Source organism: Nocardiopsis terrae (assembly GCF_014651695.1).
In the GTDB taxonomy this organism is placed as follows: Bacteria; Actinomycetota; Actinomycetes; order Streptosporangiales; family Streptosporangiaceae; genus Nocardiopsis; species Nocardiopsis terrae.
The window spans coordinates 184,372-200,543 of record NZ_BMXJ01000001.1 but is presented as its reverse complement, the minus strand read 5'-3'; the positions used below and the strand labels follow the sequence as shown (position 1 = coordinate 200,543).

The following is a 16,172-nucleotide window of genomic DNA, read 5'->3' as shown; positions in this document are numbered from 1 at the left end:
GACGCAGGGAGGCCCCTTGGTACCCTGCGGGGGCCAGTCGTACCACTCAGGTGGTCAGGGAATCCGGTGCGAATCCGGAACTGACGCGCAGCGGTGTGGGGGACGGGCGGGGTACGCGAGCCACTGGGGCACGGGTGCGCGGGCGGCAGCGGCCGCGCGGCACCGCTCCGGGAAGGCACCCCGTCCGGAGGAACCCGAGTCCGAAGACCTGCTGGCCCCTCCGCGTCGAGTGCGCGGAGGCGAACCCGTGCCGGGCTCCGCGTTCGAGCCCCGAACCCGAGGCGTCCCCATGCCGCGTCACGCGCTCCCGTCCTTCGCCCTCCTGCTCGTCCCCGCCCTCGCCCTCACCGCCTGCGGCGGCCCGGGAGACCGGGAAGACGACAGCACCGAAGCGGCCACCGCATCCGGTTACCCCCGTACCATCGACAACTGCGGCCACGAGGTCACCCTCGACGCGCCCCCGGAACGGGTGGTCTCCCTCAACCAGGGTTCCACCGAGATCCTGCTGTCCCTGGGCCTGGAGGACCGGGTGGTCGGCACCGCCACCTGGACCGACCCGATCATGACGGGGCTGGAGGAGGCCAACGCCGACATCCCCCGGCTGGCCGAGAACAACCCCTCCTTCGAACGGGTCCTGGAGGCCGAACCCGACTTCGTGACCGCCTCCTTCGTCTCCACGCTCGGCACCGGCGGCGTCGCCACCCGCGAACAGTTCGAGGAACTGGGCGTCCCCACCTATGTCTCCCCGACCGACTGCGCCGCGGGCAAGGACAACGAGAGCGGCGAGGACGGCTCCCGGAGCGAACCGCTCACCCTGGACTCCGTCTACGGCGAGATCCACGACCTGGCCGAGGTGTTCGGGGTGCAGGAACGCGGGGAGGAACTGGTCTCGCAACTCCAGCTCCGGGTGGACACCGCGACCGGGGACCTGGAGGTCTCGGACGTGAGCCTCATGTACTGGTTCGCCAACTCCCAGTCGCCCTACCTCGCGGGCTGCTGCGGCGCCCCCGGCGCCATCACCGGCGCCGTCGGCGCCCGGAACGCCTTCGACGACACCCACGACGAGTGGCCCCAGATCAACTGGGAGACGGTCGCGGACCGCGACCCCGACGTCATCGTGCTCGGCGACCTGACCCGTGAGTCCCAGACCGCCGAGACCGCCGAGGCCAAGATCGCCTTCCTGGAGACCAACCCGGCCACCCGCAACCTCACCGCGGTGCGGGAGGAACGGTACGTCCTGCTCAGCGGCCAGGCGATGAACCCCTCCATCCGCACGGTCGAGGGCATCGAGCTGCTCGCGGACGGTCTGCGCGAGCTCGGGTACACCCGGTGAGAGGTGCCCGCCCGGCACTGCTCATCACCTCCGGCCTCCTGCTCCTGGCCCTGTCGGTCTCGGTCGCCGTCACCATCGGCCCCGCCGACATCACCCCGGACCAGGTCTGGCGGTCGGTCGCGGCGCGGTTCGGCCTCGGCGAGAGCCCGCTGTCGCAACTGCGCGAGGGGATCGTGTGGAACCTGCGCATGCCCCGCACCCTGCTCGCCGCCGTCTGCGGGGCGGGGCTGGCCCTGTGCGGCGCGGTGATGCAGTCCCTGCTGCGCAACCCGCTGGCCGACCCCTTCGTCCTGGGGGTCTCCTCCGGGGCCTCCACCGGTGCGGTCGCCGTGATCGTGCTCGGCTGGGGCGCCGGTGTGGTCTCGCTGTCGGCGGGTGCCTTCGTGGGCGCCCTGCTCTCCTTCGCCATGGTGATGCTGCTCAGCCACTCCCTGGGCGGCAGCATGGACCGGGTCGTGCTGTCCGGGGTCGCGGCCATGCAGCTGTTCTCGGCGCTGACCTCGTTCACCGTGCTGACCTCAGCGGACGCCGAGACCACCCGCGGGGTGCTGTTCTGGCTGCTGGGCTCCCTCAGCGGCGCGGGCTGGACCGACGTGCTCCTGTGCGCCGCCGTGCTCGCACTGGTGCTCGCCGTCTGCCTGGCGAACACCACCACCCTGGACGCCTTCGCCTTCGGTGAGGAGGCCGCGGCGAACCTGGGCGTCCAGGTGGGCCGGGCCCGGGTACTGCTGCTGAGCGTCACCGCACTGCTCACCGCGGTACTGGTCAGCTCCGCGGGCGCGATCGGCTTCGTGGGCCTGGTCCTGCCGCACGCCGCCCGTGCGCTCACCGGCTCCTCCCACGCCAGGCTGCTGCCGGTCACCGTGCTGGCGGGCGCGGTCTTCCTGGTGTGGGTGGACACGGTCGCCCGGACCGCGCTGGACCCGCAGGAGATCCCGGTGGGGGTGGTCACCTCCCTCATCGGGGTGCCCGCCTTCGTCGCCGTGCTGTACCGCGTGAGGAGCAAGACGTGAACCACCCCGTCCGGACCTCGGAGGAGGGGCTGCGCGCCGACCGGGTCAGCCTCGGAATCGGCGGCCGGATCCTGCTCGACGGCGTCACCCTCGTCCCCCGTCCGGGGGAGACCATCGGCCTGCTGGGTCCCAACGGGTCGGGCAAGTCCACCCTGCTGCGGCTGCTCGCCGGGGTGCTCGGACCCTCCGCCGGCGTGGTCACCCTGGACGGGAGCCCCCTGAACCGGGTCGGGCGCCGGGCCGTGGCGCGGCGGGTGGCCACCGTCCAGCAGCACGCGCACACCCAGACCGAGCTGACCGTCCGCGACGTGGTGGCCCTGGGCCGCATCCCGCACCGCCGCTCCTGGTCGCCCATGACCCCGGACGACCTGGCGGCCGTGACGCGGGCGCTGGAACGCACCGGCCTGACCGACCGGGCCGACCAGTCCTGGCACACCCTGTCCGGCGGGGAGCGCCAACGCGCCCAGATCGCCCGGGCCCTGGCCCAGGAACCCGGCGAGCTCCTGCTCGACGAACCCACCAACCACCTCGACATCCAGTACCAGCTCGACCTGCTGGAGCTGGTCACCGGCCTGCCGGTGACCGCCGTGATCGCCCTGCACGACCTCAACCTGGCCGCTATGTACTGCGACCGCCTGGTGGTGCTCAAGGACGGCGGGGCCGTCGCCGAGGGCACGCCCTCCCAGGTCCTGACCCCCGCCCTCATCGAGGATGTCTACGGGGTCCCGGTCGAGGTCACCCCGGGTTCCGACCACCCGGTGGTCCGCTTCCTGCGCCGGGGGTCCGCCCCACCGGGCCGGACCGGCCCCGACCGGCCTCCCCGCGCCCCTGACCTCCCCGCCGGGGCGGCGCAGGAACGGCCCGGCTAAAGTGTGAATCCTTTGCTCGTGGTACAGGAACCCGGTGCGAGTCCGGGGCGGTTCCGCCACTGTGACACCCCGATCCGGGGTGCAGCCAGACACTGGCCCCGGGCAGTCCGACCGCCGATGGGGCGAGAACCCCGAGGGAGGAGCCCGGCCATGACGGTCCGGATCGCTCTGCTGTCCACGTCCGACACCGACCTGCTGTCCGCGCGGGCCAGCGGCGCCGCATACCTGTGGGCCAACCCGTCCCGCGCCCGTGACGCCGAACTCACCGACACCGTCGAGCGAGCCGACCTCGTGGTGGTGCGCCTGCTGGGCTCCTCGCACGACCTGTGGCCCGGCCTGGCCGCCGTCCGCGAGCGGGGCACGCCCCTGGTGGTGCTCAGCGGCGAGCAGCAGCCCAGCGCCGAGCTGATGGAGCACTCCACCGTGCCCATCGGGCTGGCGACCGAGGCCCACCGCTACCTCGCCGAGGGCGGCCCCGCCAACCTCGCCCGCCTGCACGCCTTCCTGTCGGACACCGTGCTGCTGACCGGCGAGGGCTTCGAACCCCCGGCGGCCCTACCGCTGTGGGGCTTCGCCGAGCGCGAGCGCCCGCGCGATCCGGACCTGCCGAAGGTGGGCATCCTCTACTACCGGGCCCACCAGGCGGGCGGCAACACCGCCTTCGCGCACGCCCTGGCCGACGCCGTCGACGCGACCGGCCGGGCCGTGGGCGTCCCCGTCTTCGCCGGGTCGCTGCGTTCGGCCCCCGACGACCTCTACGAGGCGCTCCGCGGCCTCGACGCCCTGATCGTCACCGTCCTCGCGGCGGGCGGCAGCGTGCCCGCGTCCGCGAGCGCAGGGGGCGACGACGAGGCCTGGGACGTGGAGCGCATGGCCGCCCTGGACGTCCCCGTCCTCCAGGGCCTGTGCCTGACCAGCCCGCGTGCGGACTGGGAGGAGTCCGAGGACGGGGTCACCCCGCTCGACTCGGCCACCCAGATCGCCATCCCCGAGTTCGACGGCCGGATCATCACCGTGCCGTTCTCCTTCAAGGAGATCGACAGCGACGGCCTGCCGCGCTACGTCGCCGATCCCGAGCGCTGCACCCGCCTGGCCGGGGTCGCCGTCGCCCACGCCCGGCTCCGGCACGTGCCGCCCGCCGAGAAGCGGCTCGCCGTGGTCCTGTCCGCCTACCCCACCAAGCACGCGCGGATCGGCAACGCCGTCGGCCTGGACACCCCCCGCTCGCTGGTACGGCTGCTGCGCCGCCTGCGAGAGGAGGGCTACGACCTGGGTGAGCCCGACGCCCTGCCCGGTCTGGACCTGCCCGACGAGACCGAGGCGGGCGACGCCCTGATCCACGCCCTGATCGAGGCGGGCGGCCAGGACGAGGACTGGCTGACCTCCGTCCAGCTCACCGAGGCCCACGTACGCATCACCCCCGAGCAGTACGCCGAATGGACCCGGGAGCTGGACCCGGCCCTGAAGGAGGCGATGACCGAGGCGTGGGGCCCCGCGCCCGGCAAGCTGTACGTGAACGAACAGGGCGAACTCGTGCTGGCCGCGCTCCGGGCGGGCAACGTCGTCGTGCTGGTCCAGCCGCCGCGCGGCTTCGGTGAGAACCCGATCGCGATCTACCACGACCCCGACCTGGCCCCCAGCCACCACTACCTGGCGGCCTACCGCTGGCTGGAGCACGGCTTCGGCGCCCACGCCGTCGTGCACCTGGGCAAGCACGGCTCCCTGGAGTGGCTGCCCGGCAAGAACGCCGCGCTGTCCGCGGCCTGCGCCACCGACGCCGCCCTCGGTGACCTTCCGCTGGTGTACCCGTTCCTGGTCAACGACCCGGGGGAGGGCGCCCAGGCCAAACGCCGCGCCCACGCCACCGTCGTCGACCACCTCATCCCCCCGATGGCCCGCGCGGAGAGCTACGGCGACATCGCCCGCCTGGAGCAGCTCCTGGACGAGTACGCCAACATCGCCGCCATGGACCCGGCCAAGCTGCCCGCGATCCGGGGCGAGATCTGGGCCCTGATGCGCGCCGCCGAGATGCACCGCGACCTGGGCCTGGACGAGCGGCCCGACGACGAGGAGTTCGACGACTTCCTGCTGCACGTCGACGGCTGGCTGTGCGAGATCAAGGACACCCAGATCCGCGACGGCCTGCACGTGCTGGGGGAGGCCCCCGCGGGCGAGGCCCGGGTGAACCTGGTCCTGTCCGTGCTGCGCGCCGCCCAGGTCTGGGGCGGGGTCGGCGGGGCGGTGCCCGGACTGCGGGCCGCGCTCGGCCTGAAGGACGAGGCGCCCACCCACGAGGTCGACGGGATCGAGGCGCTGGCCCGCGGCCTCGTCGAGCGCATGGAGGCCGCGGACTGGGACCCCGCCGCCGTGACCGGTATGCACGACGACCCCCAGGTGCGCAGCGTCCTGGAGTTCGCCGCCGAGCAGGTGGTGCCCCGGCTGGCCCGCACCACCGACGAACTCGACCACGTCCTGCACGCCCTGAACGGCGGTTTCATCCCGGCGGGCCCGTCCGGCTCGCCGCTGCGCGGCCTGGTCAACGTGCTCCCGACCGGCCGCAACTTCTACACCGTCGACCCCCGGGCGGTGCCCTCCAGGCTCGCCTGGCAGACCGGGCAGGCCATGGCCGAGTCACTGCTGCGCCGCCACATGGAGGAGACCGGCACCTACCCGGAGTCGGTCGGCCTGTCGGTGTGGGGCACCTCCGCCATGCGCACCTCCGGCGACGACATCGCCGAGGTGCTGGCCCTGCTGGGCGTGCGGCCGGAGTGGGACGAGGCCTCCCGCCGGGTCGGTCAGCTCGACGTGGTGCCGCTGGAGGAGCTGGGGCGCCCGCGCGTCGACGTCACCGTGCGCATCTCCGGTTTCTTCCGGGACGCCTTCCCGCACGTGGTCGCGATGCTCGACGACGCGGTCAACCTCGTCGCCGACCTCGACGAGCCCGACGAGCAGAACTACGTGCGCGCTCACATGCACGCCGACCTGGCCGAGCACGGCGACCAGCGCCGAGCCACCACCCGGATCTTCGGCTCCGCCCCGGGCTCCTACGGCGCCGGGATCCTCCAGGTGGTGGAGTCGGGCAACTGGCGCGACGACCGGGACCTGGCCGAGGTCTACACGGCCTGGGGCGGCTTCGCCTACGGGCGCGGCCTCAACGGCGTTCCGGCCGCCGACGACATGCGGGCGAACTACCGAAGGATCAAGGTCGCCGCGAAGAACATCGACAGCGCCGAACACGACATCGCCGACTCCGACGACTACTTCCAGTACCACGGCGGCATGATCGCCACCGTCCGCGCCCTCAGCGGGGCGGACCCCAAGGCCTACGTCGGTGACTCCACCTCGCCCGACGCGGTGCGCACCCGCCCCCTCGCGGACGAGACCGCCCGGGTGTTCCGCGCCCGGGTGGTCAACCCCCGCTGGATCGCGGCCATGCGCCGCCACGGCTACAAGGGCGCCTTCGAGCTGGCCGCGACCGTGGACTACCTGTTCGGTTTCGACGCCACGGCCGGGGTCGTGCACGACTGGATGTACGAGAAGCTCGCCGCCGAGTACGTGCTGGACGAGCAGACCCAGGAGTTTCTGCGCCGCTCCAACCCCTGGGCGCTGCACGGCATCGTCGAGCGGCTGCACGAGGCGGCCCGGCGCGGTCTGTGGGAGGAGCCGGACCCGGCCACCATGGAGGCCCTCACCGAGGTCTACCTGGAGGTCGAGGGCGATCTGGAGGAGAAGTCCGAGTGAGGGTGCGGATCCTGGGGATCGGGATGGGTCCCCAGCACGTCACCGGGGAGGCGGCCGAGGCGCTGCGGGGCTGCGACTACGCCGTCGCCGTCCGCAAACGGGACGACGACGGCCTGTTCGCCCTGCGTCAGGAGGTCTGTGACGCCTTCGGCCTGCCGCTGGTGGCCGTGGCCGACCCCGAGCGCGACCGCGACGACCCGGCGGACTACCCGGCGGCGGTAGCCGACTGGCACGAGGCCCGGGTGGCCGCCTTCGAACGGGTGCTGGGCGAGCGCGGCGGCACCGCGGCCTTCCTGGTCTGGGGCGACCCCTCGCTGTACGACTCCACCCTGCGGATCGTGGTGCGGATCGCCGAGCGCGGGAACGTCGCCCTGGACTACGACGTGCTCCCCGGGATCAGCGCACCGCAGATCCTGGCGGCGCGGCACCGGATCGTGCTGCACGGGGTCGGGCGCCCGGTGCACGTCACCCCGGCGCGGCGGCTGCGCGAGGCCGTGGAGGCGGGGCAGGACAACATCGTCGTCATGCTCGGTGGCCGGCACGGCTTCGAGGGTCTGGAGGACTGGTCCCTGTGGTGGGGCGCCAACCTGGGCGCCGACTCCGAGGAACTGGTCGCGGGCAGGCTCGGTGACGTGCTGCCGGAGATCGGGGCGGCCCGGCGGCGGGCCAAGGAGAAGGCCGGTTGGGTGATGGACACGGCGCTGCTGAGGAGGCCCGGGTGAGCGGGCTGCTGGTCGCCGGGACCACCTCCGACGCGGGCAAGAGCGTGGTCACCACCGCCCTGTGCCGGGCCTTCGCCCGCCGGGGCGTGCGGGTGGCGCCGTACAAGGCGCAGAACATGTCCAACAACTCCATGGTCTGCCACGGCCCGGACGGGCGTCCTGCGGAGATCGGGCGGGCCCAGTGGGTGCAGGCGCTGGCCGCCCGCGCCGTCCCCGAACCCGCGATGAACCCGGTGCTGCTCAAACCGGGCAGCGACCGGCGCAGCCACGCCGTGCTGATGGGTCACTCCGCCGGGGACGTGTCCTCCTCGAACTGGGAGAACGGACGGCGCCACCTGGCCGGGGCCGCGCACGCCGCCTTCGACGACCTGGCCGGCCGTTACGACGTGCTCGTCGCCGAGGGTGCGGGCAGCCCCGCCGAGATCAACCTGCGCGCGGGCGACTACGTCAACATGGGCCTGGCGCGGCACGCGGGGATGCCCGTGGTGGTGGTCGGTGACATCGACCGGGGCGGGGTGTTCGCCGCGATGTACGGGACGGTGGCGCTGCTGGAGCCCGCCGACCAGGACCTGATCGCCGGTTTCGTGGTCAACAAGTTCCGGGGCGACCACGGCCTGCTCCGGCCGGGCCTGGACGACCTGGAACGGATCACCGGCCGTCGGGTGTTCGGGACGCTGCCGTGGGACCCCGGGCTGTGGCTGGACTCCGAGGACGCCTTGGACCTGGAGGGGCGGCGGGCCGACGGGGAGGCGGCACTGCGGGTGGCGGTGGTGCGCCTGCCACGGGTCAGCAACTTCACCGACGTGGACGCGCTCGGCCTGGAACCCGGGCTCGACGTGGTCTTCGCCTCCGGGCCGCGCGACGTCGCCGACGCCGACCTGGTGGTGCTGCCCGGCACCCGCTCCACACTCGCTGACCTGGCCTGGCTACGCTCACGCGGGCTGGACGCCGCGATCACCGAGCACGTGCGCCGGGGGCGGCCGCTGCTCGGGATCTGCGGCGGATTTCAGATGCTCGGGCGCACCGTCACCGACCCCGAGGGGGTCGAGGCCGCGCCGGGTTCGTCGGCGGAGGGGTTGGGGCTGCTGGACGTGCGCACCGACTTCACCGCCGAGAAGACCCTGCGGCTGCCCGAGGGCGAGGCGCTGGGCGCGCCCGCCAGCGGCTACGAGATCCACCACGGACGCGTCACCGTGGGCGCGGGAGCGGAGGAGTTCCTGGGCGGAGCGCGTTCGGGCAACGTCTTCGGCACCATGTGGCACGGCAGCCTGGAGGGCGACGCCTTCCGGGCGGCCTTCCTCGACCGGACGCTGGGGCACGGGCCGTCCGGGACGGAGTTCGCCGCCGCGCGCGAGCGGCGGATGGACCTGCTCGCGGACCTCGCGGAGCGCTATCTGGACGTCGACGCGCTGCTGGAACTGGCCCGCGAGGGTGCGCCCGCCGAACTTCCCCTACTCGGTCAGGAGTTCGCCCGATGAGGATCCTGCTTCTGGGCGGCACCTCCGAGGCCCGTGAACTGGCCGCGCTGCTGGTCGAGTCCGGTGTGGACGTGACGACCTCGCTGGCCGGACGGGTGGCCAGGCCGCGCCTACCGGTGGGGAAGGTGCGGATCGGCGGGTTCGGGGGAGTGCCCGGACTGCGCGCGGCCCTGGCCGACTACGACGCGGTGGTGGACGCCACCCACCCCTTCGCGCTCGGGATGACCGCGAACGCGGCGGCCGCCTGCACGGATCTGCCGCTGCTGCGGCTGGAGCGGCCGGGGTGGGAACCGGATCCGGCATGGCACTACGCCGACACCCACGAGGAGGCGGCGGAACTGGCGGCCGGGCTGGGGGAGCGGCCGTTCGTGACGGTCGGCCGCCAGGAGCTGGCCCGGCTCGTGTCCGCCTTGGGCGAGCGCGCGGTCCTGGCCCGGGTGGTGGACGTGCCCGATCTCGAACTCCCGGGTGCCTGGCGGCTGTTGACCAGCCGGGGCCCGTACCGGCTCGAAGGTGAGCTGGAGTTGATGGCTGAGCACCGGGCGGACGCGCTCATCACCAAGGACTCCGGAGGCACCTACACCTGGCCGAAGATGGCGGCTGCCGGGCGGCTCGGCGTTCCGGTTGTGGTGGTGCGGCGCCCGGCCGGGCCGGAGGGTGTGCCCACGGTCCACAGGGTGGCGGACGCCTTCGACTGGGTGACTGAACTGGGGTGAGTCCTCGGGGGATTCCCGAGGAATCCTGGTGTCTGGTGTCTGGTGTCTGGTGTCTGGTGTCTGGTGTCTGGTGTCTGGTGCCCGGTGCCTGCTTGCGGGTGGGGTGTGGGTTGTCCCCCCTTCCCCGCCGCGTGATGGTGGCCGTCTTTCGCTTCGCGCGTCAAGGTCGTACGTCCTCGCTTCGCTCCGGGCGCTCCACCTTGACCCGCTTCGCTGCGACGGCGAGTTGGCGGCTATCGGGGAAGGGGGGAGGGTGGTCGGGGCGGCAGACGCCTCCCGGGCTTCGCCCGGGCAGGCTGAGTAGGCCGGGCCCCGCCGGGGACAGCCGGGACAGGCCGGACAGCCTGGGCCCTGCCGGGCCCGCTGTCCCGGTCTTCGGCTGCACGGCCTTCGGCCTCGGTCCGAGCAACCCCCTCTTCCCCAGCCCGCCGCTCAACGCCTGGGCGTGTCGCGGCCGGTCATTCGCTCCTGCGAAACAGCGGCGGCGGAGTAGCGGCAGAGGCAGGATGTAGGGGCAGGGGCAGGAGCAGGAGCAGGAGCAGCGGTCCGCAGGGCGGATAAGGGCTGTTCGGGCCGGTGAAAGGCCGGGGCCGGTGGCCCGTGGGCCCGAAACCCGCATCTCTGTCTGTCCGCTGCTTCCGAAACCCCTCTATCCCCGGTGATCTTGCTACCAGGGGCAACTTCGGCGCCGAAGTTGCCCCTGGTAGCAAGATCACCGCGGAAAAGGGACCGAATCCGCCCCGAGGACCCGGGGGACGAGCCGCCTCCGCCACCCCCGGGCCGGTCAGCCCGGTGGGACGCGCCCGGCCCCTACCCGGCGGCTCGGGCCCTTCGTCGCCTACCCGTCACTGGATGGGGACGCGCCTGCCGAGAAAGCCAGAGGGATGGGCGGGAATCCGGCCGGCCACGGCCGGACCGGGGTCGGGCGAAGCCCGGGCACCGTTCGCCACCCGACCACACCTCCCCGTTTCCCGATAGCCGCCAACCCGCCGCCCGTGGCGTGCGGGTCAAGGTGGAGCGCCCGGAGCGAAGCGAGGACGTACGACCTTGACGCGTGCGGTGCGGGCGGCCACACTCACGCGGCGGGAAAGGGGGGACCCCAGGCGTGCCCGCCTTGAGAAGGGAAGAAGGTAGGAGCGCCCGGTTGCCCATGGGGGAGCAGCGATAGCCGGGCGCTCCTGCTCTCGGCTGTTCAGGGGGAGAGGGCGGAGTGGAGGAAGGCCGTCCACTCGGAGCTGGGGAAGGGGAGGTGCCCGGCGGTGGGGTGCTTGGAGTCGCGGACGGCGGCACCGCAGGGGAGGTCGGCGACCTCGACACAGTTCTGACCGGCACCGCTGTAGGTGCTCTTCCGGAAGCTGGCGGGGATGTGTGCGACCTCGACGCAGTTCACATCCTGCGCGCTGTAGCTGCTCTTACGGAACTCCAGAATCATCCTTGTTCACCCTCCATCGACGCCTTGACGCTCGCGATGCTCCGCATGGACGCGGTCGACGATAGCGCGATGCCCTGAACATTGCTGAAAGCCATGTTGTAGCGCTTGATGTCGCTTTCTTGTTCAAGATACAGACCGTCTGCGGCTGTACTGACGTAGACGATCGTAGGGTCCCTGGGCTCAGGGAAGTCCAGGATGGTGAATGCGCCTGCCATGCCGAGATGGGCTCCGCTGCTCAAGGGAAGCACTTGGATGTCGATGTTGTGCCGGATCGCAAGGTGTTCCAGGTGCTCCAACTGTTCGATCATGACCTGACGGTTGCCCACAAGGCGGAGCAAGACGGCTTCGTCGATGACCGCTGTCATGTGAGGGGCGTTGACGCGGGAGAGGATCTGCTGGCGCGCGAGTCGAGCTTCGACCTGCCTGCCGATGCTCGGATCTTCGGTGGCTCGACCTCCCTTGAAGATCTCTTCCGCGTAGTCAGGTGTTTGGAACAGGCCAGGGAGCACCTGGGCTTCGTAGGTACGTATCGCCGATGCTTCTGACTCGAAGTCGGGGAGTGTGTGCTCGCTGAAGACATCTTTGTATCGGGACCACCAGCCTTTCTCTTTGGATTCGCGCGATAGCTGGTGAAGTCCCGCACGACTCTCCTCGTCCAGGTTGTAGAGGTCCGCGAGCGCGTCCAGGTCCCGAGTACGGGTTCGCCTGGATTCTGCGGTTTCGATCTTGCCGATGGTTGCCCGGGGTACAGCAGACCGCTTGGCGGCCTCATCGAGGGTGTAGCCGTGCTCTTCACGTAGACGCCGTAGCTCGAAGCCCAGACGCCTGCGACGGATGGTGGGGCTGTAGGGGCGATGCATGGGACCAACCTAGCAAGAATCTTTTCCGAATCTCAGCAAAGCGATTGACAACTGAGATTCGCAGTTTCAATATGGAGATGTAGTCAGTGACCGATGGATCACACAGGGTTCATGTCGGTCAGGCTACGCCTCGCCCGTTCCGCGCCTCAGGTCAACCGCGAACCTCCCCCACGGGCACTCAGCACGACCCCTGCTCATGTACCGCCATGCCTAGGAGTGTGTTCGTCATGCCTTCAACCGCACCCGCCCTCGCGCCCGTACCCGTCCAGGGGGAGGCCACGGTGCCGCTGGCCAGCTTCATCCGGCCCTTCCAGCGGCACTACTTCTCCGGGACGCCAGAGCGCCCCAACTACCGGGCGCGCAGCTACGACTTCGCCGGAACCCCCGCCGTGATGCCGCTGGTCCGCGCCTTCCTGGACACCTGCGCCGCCACCGAATCCGGCGACTACCGCTACCTGTTCACCCTGCTCGGCAGCGAGCTCGCCAACAACGCCATCCGCCACACCCTCTCCGGGCACCCGGGCGGTGGCTACACCCTGCGAGTGCACCGCCACAAGGAGGGCCTGCACCTGACCTGCCGCGACCGGGGCGGACTGCGCACCCGCAACGCACCCCTGGTCCCCGACCCTCGTGGCCTGGACCCCAACACCGAATCGGGCCGGGGCCTGGCCATGATCGACGCCCTGGCCACCGACTGGGGCGACAACGGCAACGCCGAGTACCGCAGCGTCTGGCTCTACCTCGCCCACGACCTGGACCACAGCCGCTGGAACAACACCACCGCCGGGCTCTGAACCAGCAGCCGCCACACATGCCCCGCGCATGAGACGGGCCCAGGAAAGCGCGCCAACGCTTGCCCTGGGCCCTGGACCCCCCAAACCCAACACCGCATATGCAAGGAAAGAGGATCTGATGTCCAACCCTATCCCGAGGCCCCGACGCTCCGACGACTTCCGCCCCCTGCCCCGCCGCCACCCCCTGCAGGGCCCCGCCTGCCCGGTCTGTGATCACCCCTCCTGCCGACAGCGCCGCGCCCAGAACCTGCCCCGCCTGGGCGGCCACCGCTCCGAGTACGCCCGCGAACACGCCCAGGCCGCACAGCTCCAAACCCACCACCGCCACCTGGTCATCTGGTGGGGCGAGGCCACCCAATCGTTCTGGGCCGCCACCCCCACCGGCATGATCGAGGCCCCCGACGTCGACACGCTCCTCCTGACGGTGTGGACGTACACCGCTCCGCCCGCTCCGCCCGCCGCACGTCCCCGGGGCCGGAGCACGGGCCGCGTCCTCGCGGCGGCCTGACCGCGTCCGGACAGCGTCGCGGTGCGGTGCCCCCGGCCTCCGTCAGGGCCGATGGGAGTGCCGCACCGCCGACGACCCGGCCACCGCCCTCACCCGGGTGAGGGCTCCGGAACGGGCCGGACGCTGCGGGGACGGCGAAGGGTCCTGTGGATGACCCACTCGGCCACCGCCATGTTGATCACCCACCCGGCTCCCATGAGCAGCGCCCGGCTGAGCTGGTCGTACTCACCGACCAGGAGCGTCCAGGGAAGGTGGGTCAGCACCTGTGTCCCGGCCCCCATCCCGATCGCGTAGGCGCGGATCATCCAGGCGCCGTGCTGTGCGAACTCCCGGCGCCGCGCCGCCACGAAGCCCAGGACCAGCGCGAGGGCCATGGCCGAACCGAACACCAGCCGCTGCACGGTCAGGAAGCCCGTGTCGATCGCCGGGATCGCGTAGAACAGCGTCATCCACAGCCCCGACAGCGCAGCGACCAGGCCCAGGGGCACGAGTAGTCGGCCGGAGGCCCGGTGCCAGCGGGGACGGCGGCGGCGCAGGGTCGGGGAGAACTGGAGGGCCCCCAACAGGCAGTAGGGGGCCGCGGCGAGGACGTGCAGCACCACGGGCAGGGGTGAGGCGGCGAAGCGGGCGTTGTCGGCGGTGACCGGCGCGCCGGTGGCCAGATCGCCGAGGCGGAAGGCCCCGGCTACGAGGGGCACGACGCTCAGCACGATCAGGAGGGCGATCACGGTCCACTCGGCCCGGGCCGGGGGTTTCACGGTGGTGGTCATGCCCCGATGGTGGCCGCCGGGAGGGGCGCCGGACATCGGAGGATGGGCCCGAACCAGCTCGGCCGAAAGTACGGGTGCCGCACCGTCCTACCGGTCCCGGCCTCCCCGTACACGCCCGGTCTCGTAGGCCCACATGGCGATCTCGACGCGGTTGCGGGCCCCGAGCTTGGCCAGCAGGCTCGTGATGTGTGTCTTGACGGTGCTCAGCGCGATGTGGCACTCCTCGCCGATCTCGGTGTTGGTACGACCGCGCGCCACGGCGGCGAGGACCTGCTCCTCCCGGTCGGTCAGCGGCTGCAGGGGCTGGGCCGGGGGCCCGGTCGGCCCGGAACCGGCGAACGCGTCGAGCAGCCGGGCGGTCACGCTCGGGGCGATGAGCGCCTCACCCTCCGCGGCGGCCCGCACGGCCCGGGTGAGCAGGTCGGTACCCGCGTCCTTGAGCAGGAACCCCCGGGCGCCCGCCCTGAGGGCGGCGTAGACGTACTCGTCGAGGTCGAAGACGGTGATGACGACGACAGCGAGGGGGTCCTCGACCCCGGGCCCGGCCAGGGCGCGGGTCGCCTCCACCCCGTCGAGGACGGGCATCCGGATGTCGAACAGGCACACGTCCGGGCGCAGCCGCCGCCCCAGTTCCACGGCTTCGCGCCCATCGGAGGCCCGGCCGACCACCTCGATGCCGGGTTGGGCGTCCAGGATCATGGACAGGCCGGTACGCACGATCTCCTGGTCGTCCGCCACGACCACCCGGATGTTCACGCGGGCGCCCCCGAACGGGGCAGCACGGCGGTCACGGTCCAACCTCCGTCGGGGTTCGGGGCGGCCTCGCAGCTACCCCCGAGCAGTTCGGCGCGTTCCGCCATGCCGATGATCCCGTACCCCGGCGCGGCGGTCGGCCGCAGGCGGCCGGTGTCACCGTCGTCGCTCACGCTCAGGCGCACCGAGGTTTCGTCGGCGTCCACGCGAACGGTGACGAGGGTGGCGTCGCGGGCGTGGCGCCTGGCGTTGGTGACCGACTCCCGGGCCAGCCGGTGGACGGCGGCCGTGACCGCCGGGGGGAGGCCGTCGAAGGAGCCGGTGACCTCCACCGCCACGGCCGGGCCCGGTCCGGCCCGACAGGCTAGTTCCTCCAGGTCACCGATGCCCGGGCTCGGCGAACGCTCGGCGGGCCCGTCCCGGCGCAGGGCCCGCACCATGGTGCGCATCTCGTCCAGGGCACGGGAGGCCTCGGACTCGATCACCCTGAGGGCCTCGACGGCGGCCTCCGGTCTGGTCCGGGCGACCGTCTGACCGGCCTGGGCGCGGATCGCCATGGCCGAGACGTGGTGGGCGACGGTGTCGTGCAGTTCCCGGGCGATGTGTTCGCGTTCGAGCAGGCGGGCGCGGTCGATCTCGCGCGCTCTGGCCCTGCCCCGGTAGCGCAGCGCCGAGCCGAGGGCGCCGGTGGCGAACAGGACGGCGGCACCGCCCAGGAGGTCCGCCGCCCGCGCCGCGTCGAGGAACAGGTCGGCGGAGGAGGCCAGGAGCACGATCGCGGTCCCCGCCGCGACCTCCCGGCCGGATCCCCACCGCACCAGCGCGTACGGCAGTGCCAGGAAGTACACCGTCGTGTACATCTGCCCGGCCCCTCCGCCGGTCACCAGGGTGAGCAGGGTCGCGCCGCCGAAGACCGCCGTGACCGCGGCCAGCGGGCGGGTCCGGCGCCACAGCAGGGCGGGGGCCAGACCGGCGACCACCGCGACGGTCGGGACCGGCCAGGGCAGATCCGGCCGCAGGGCGCCCTCGGTCAGCGCCGCCAGCGCGCACACCACGACGAGGACCCCGTCCCACCACGTGGGCCCCCGCGCGCCGGGAGGGCGGGGTTCGTTCCACGGGGAACGGAGTAAGCCGTGCACGGCTACAGGCTAGCCGGGCGGTCCTTTCGGCGGATCGGCCGAAA

General features: G+C 72.3%; 14 protein-coding genes and 2 riboswitches. Of the genes, 9 read left to right on the top strand and 5 right to left on the bottom strand.

Features of this window, described 5'->3' with window-relative positions; genetic code table 11:
• Nucleotides 1-17 precede the first annotated feature (17 nt).
• A riboswitch (cobalamin riboswitch) is annotated at nucleotides 18-230 on the top strand.
• Between the two features lie 59 nt (nucleotides 231-289).
• The 7 genes from IE195_RS00970 to IE195_RS00940 all read left to right on the top strand — a co-directional run bounded on the left by IE195_RS00970 (nucleotide 290) and on the right by IE195_RS00940 (nucleotide 9,872).
• The gene (locus IE195_RS00970) at nucleotides 290-1,333 is read left to right on the top strand and encodes an ABC transporter substrate-binding protein (protein WP_191266853.1); all 1,044 of its coding nucleotides are present in this window, start codon (nucleotides 290-292) and stop codon (nucleotides 1,331-1,333) included.
• Complete coding sequence (locus tag IE195_RS00965) at nucleotides 1,330-2,346, top strand: FecCD family ABC transporter permease (protein WP_191266851.1); 1,017 nt, start codon at nucleotides 1,330-1,332, stop codon at nucleotides 2,344-2,346. The genes IE195_RS00970 and IE195_RS00965 overlap by 4 nt, the downstream gene beginning before the upstream one ends.
• Complete coding sequence (locus IE195_RS00960; protein WP_191266849.1) at nucleotides 2,343-3,215, top strand: ABC transporter ATP-binding protein; 873 nt, start codon at nucleotides 2,343-2,345, stop codon at nucleotides 3,213-3,215. Before IE195_RS00965 ends, IE195_RS00960 begins: the two co-directional genes overlap by 4 nt.
• 2 nt (nucleotides 3,216-3,217) lie before the next feature.
• Nucleotides 3,218-3,330, top strand: a riboswitch (cobalamin riboswitch).
• Between the two features lie 35 nt (nucleotides 3,331-3,365).
• Nucleotides 3,366-6,956: a cobaltochelatase subunit CobN gene (locus IE195_RS00955; RefSeq protein WP_191266847.1), complete on the top strand. Its 3,591-nt coding sequence runs from the start codon at nucleotides 3,366-3,368 to the stop codon at nucleotides 6,954-6,956.
• Nucleotides 6,953-7,678 carry a precorrin-6A synthase (deacetylating) gene (gene cobF / locus IE195_RS00950; protein ID WP_191266845.1) on the top strand — a complete coding sequence of 242 codons (726 nt, stop codon included), beginning with the start codon at nucleotides 6,953-6,955 and terminating at the stop codon, nucleotides 7,676-7,678. Before IE195_RS00955 ends, cobF begins: the two co-directional genes overlap by 4 nt.
• Nucleotides 7,639-9,156, top strand: coding sequence for a cobyric acid synthase (locus IE195_RS00945; protein ID WP_225942549.1), 1,518 nt, complete (start codon nucleotides 7,639-7,641; stop codon nucleotides 9,154-9,156). The genes cobF and IE195_RS00945 overlap by 40 nt, the downstream gene beginning before the upstream one ends.
• Nucleotides 9,153-9,872, top strand: coding sequence for a cobalt-precorrin-6A reductase (locus IE195_RS00940; protein WP_191266843.1), 720 nt, complete (start codon nucleotides 9,153-9,155; stop codon nucleotides 9,870-9,872). Before IE195_RS00945 ends, IE195_RS00940 begins: the two co-directional genes overlap by 4 nt.
• A gap of 1,192 nt (nucleotides 9,873-11,064) precedes the next feature.
• Here the strand turns inward: IE195_RS00940 and IE195_RS00935 are convergent.
• Together IE195_RS00935 and IE195_RS00930 are read right to left on the bottom strand one after the other, a co-directional pair.
• Nucleotides 11,065-11,304 (bottom strand): DUF397 domain-containing protein, encoded by a 240-nt coding sequence (locus tag IE195_RS00935; protein ID WP_191266841.1) that lies wholly within the window; start codon nucleotides 11,302-11,304, stop codon nucleotides 11,065-11,067.
• Complete coding sequence (locus tag IE195_RS00930; protein WP_191266839.1) at nucleotides 11,301-12,164, bottom strand: helix-turn-helix domain-containing protein; 864 nt, start codon at nucleotides 12,162-12,164, stop codon at nucleotides 11,301-11,303. The genes IE195_RS00935 and IE195_RS00930 overlap by 4 nt, the downstream gene beginning before the upstream one ends.
• 227 nt (nucleotides 12,165-12,391) lie before the next feature.
• Here IE195_RS00930 and IE195_RS00925 point away from each other — a divergent pair, with 227 nt between their 5' ends.
• Together IE195_RS00925 and IE195_RS00920 are read left to right on the top strand one after the other, a co-directional pair.
• Nucleotides 12,392-12,958: an ATP-binding protein gene (locus IE195_RS00925; RefSeq protein WP_191266836.1), complete on the top strand. Its 567-nt coding sequence runs from the start codon at nucleotides 12,392-12,394 to the stop codon at nucleotides 12,956-12,958.
• Nucleotides 12,959-13,076: 118 nt separating this feature from the next.
• A complete protein-coding gene (locus IE195_RS00920; protein WP_191266833.1) occupies nucleotides 13,077-13,466 on the top strand; it encodes a hypothetical protein in 390 nt (129 codons plus the stop codon).
• Between the two features lie 89 nt (nucleotides 13,467-13,555).
• On the opposite strand, the gene IE195_RS00915 is transcribed toward IE195_RS00920, so the two are convergent.
• The 3 genes from IE195_RS00915 to IE195_RS00905 all read right to left on the bottom strand — a co-directional run bounded on the left by IE195_RS00915 (nucleotide 13,556) and on the right by IE195_RS00905 (nucleotide 16,128).
• Nucleotides 13,556-14,236 (bottom strand): DUF2306 domain-containing protein, encoded by a 681-nt coding sequence (locus tag IE195_RS00915; protein ID WP_191266831.1) that lies wholly within the window; start codon nucleotides 14,234-14,236, stop codon nucleotides 13,556-13,558.
• Nucleotides 14,237-14,323: 87 nt separating this feature from the next.
• Nucleotides 14,324-14,992, bottom strand: a complete 669-nt coding sequence (locus tag IE195_RS00910; RefSeq protein ID WP_191266828.1) for a response regulator — start codon at nucleotides 14,990-14,992, stop codon at nucleotides 14,324-14,326.
• Nucleotides 14,989-16,128, bottom strand: a complete 1,140-nt coding sequence (locus IE195_RS00905; protein ID WP_191266824.1) for a sensor histidine kinase — start codon at nucleotides 16,126-16,128, stop codon at nucleotides 14,989-14,991. Before IE195_RS00905 ends, IE195_RS00910 begins: the two co-directional genes overlap by 4 nt.
• Nucleotides 16,129-16,172: the final 44 nt, after the last annotated feature.

Coding starts and splice junctions, on each gene's coding strand:
- IE195_RS00970 (WP_191266853.1), top strand. CDS start 290: ATGCCGCGTCACGCGCTCCCGTCCTTCGCCCTCCTGCTCGTCCCCGCC.
- IE195_RS00955 (WP_191266847.1), top strand. CDS start 3,366: ATGACGGTCCGGATCGCTCTGCTGTCCACGTCCGACACCGACCTGCTG.
- IE195_RS00940 (WP_191266843.1), top strand. CDS start 9,153: ATGAGGATCCTGCTTCTGGGCGGCACCTCCGAGGCCCGTGAACTGGCC.
- IE195_RS00935 (WP_191266841.1), bottom strand. CDS start 11,304: ATGATTCTGGAGTTCCGTAAGAGCAGCTACAGCGCGCAGGATGTGAAC.
- IE195_RS00930 (WP_191266839.1), bottom strand. CDS start 12,164: ATGCATCGCCCCTACAGCCCCACCATCCGTCGCAGGCGTCTGGGCTTC.
- IE195_RS00925 (WP_191266836.1), top strand. CDS start 12,392: ATGCCTTCAACCGCACCCGCCCTCGCGCCCGTACCCGTCCAGGGGGAG.
- IE195_RS00920 (WP_191266833.1), top strand. CDS start 13,077: ATGTCCAACCCTATCCCGAGGCCCCGACGCTCCGACGACTTCCGCCCC.
- IE195_RS00915 (WP_191266831.1), bottom strand. CDS start 14,236: ATGACCACCACCGTGAAACCCCCGGCCCGGGCCGAGTGGACCGTGATC.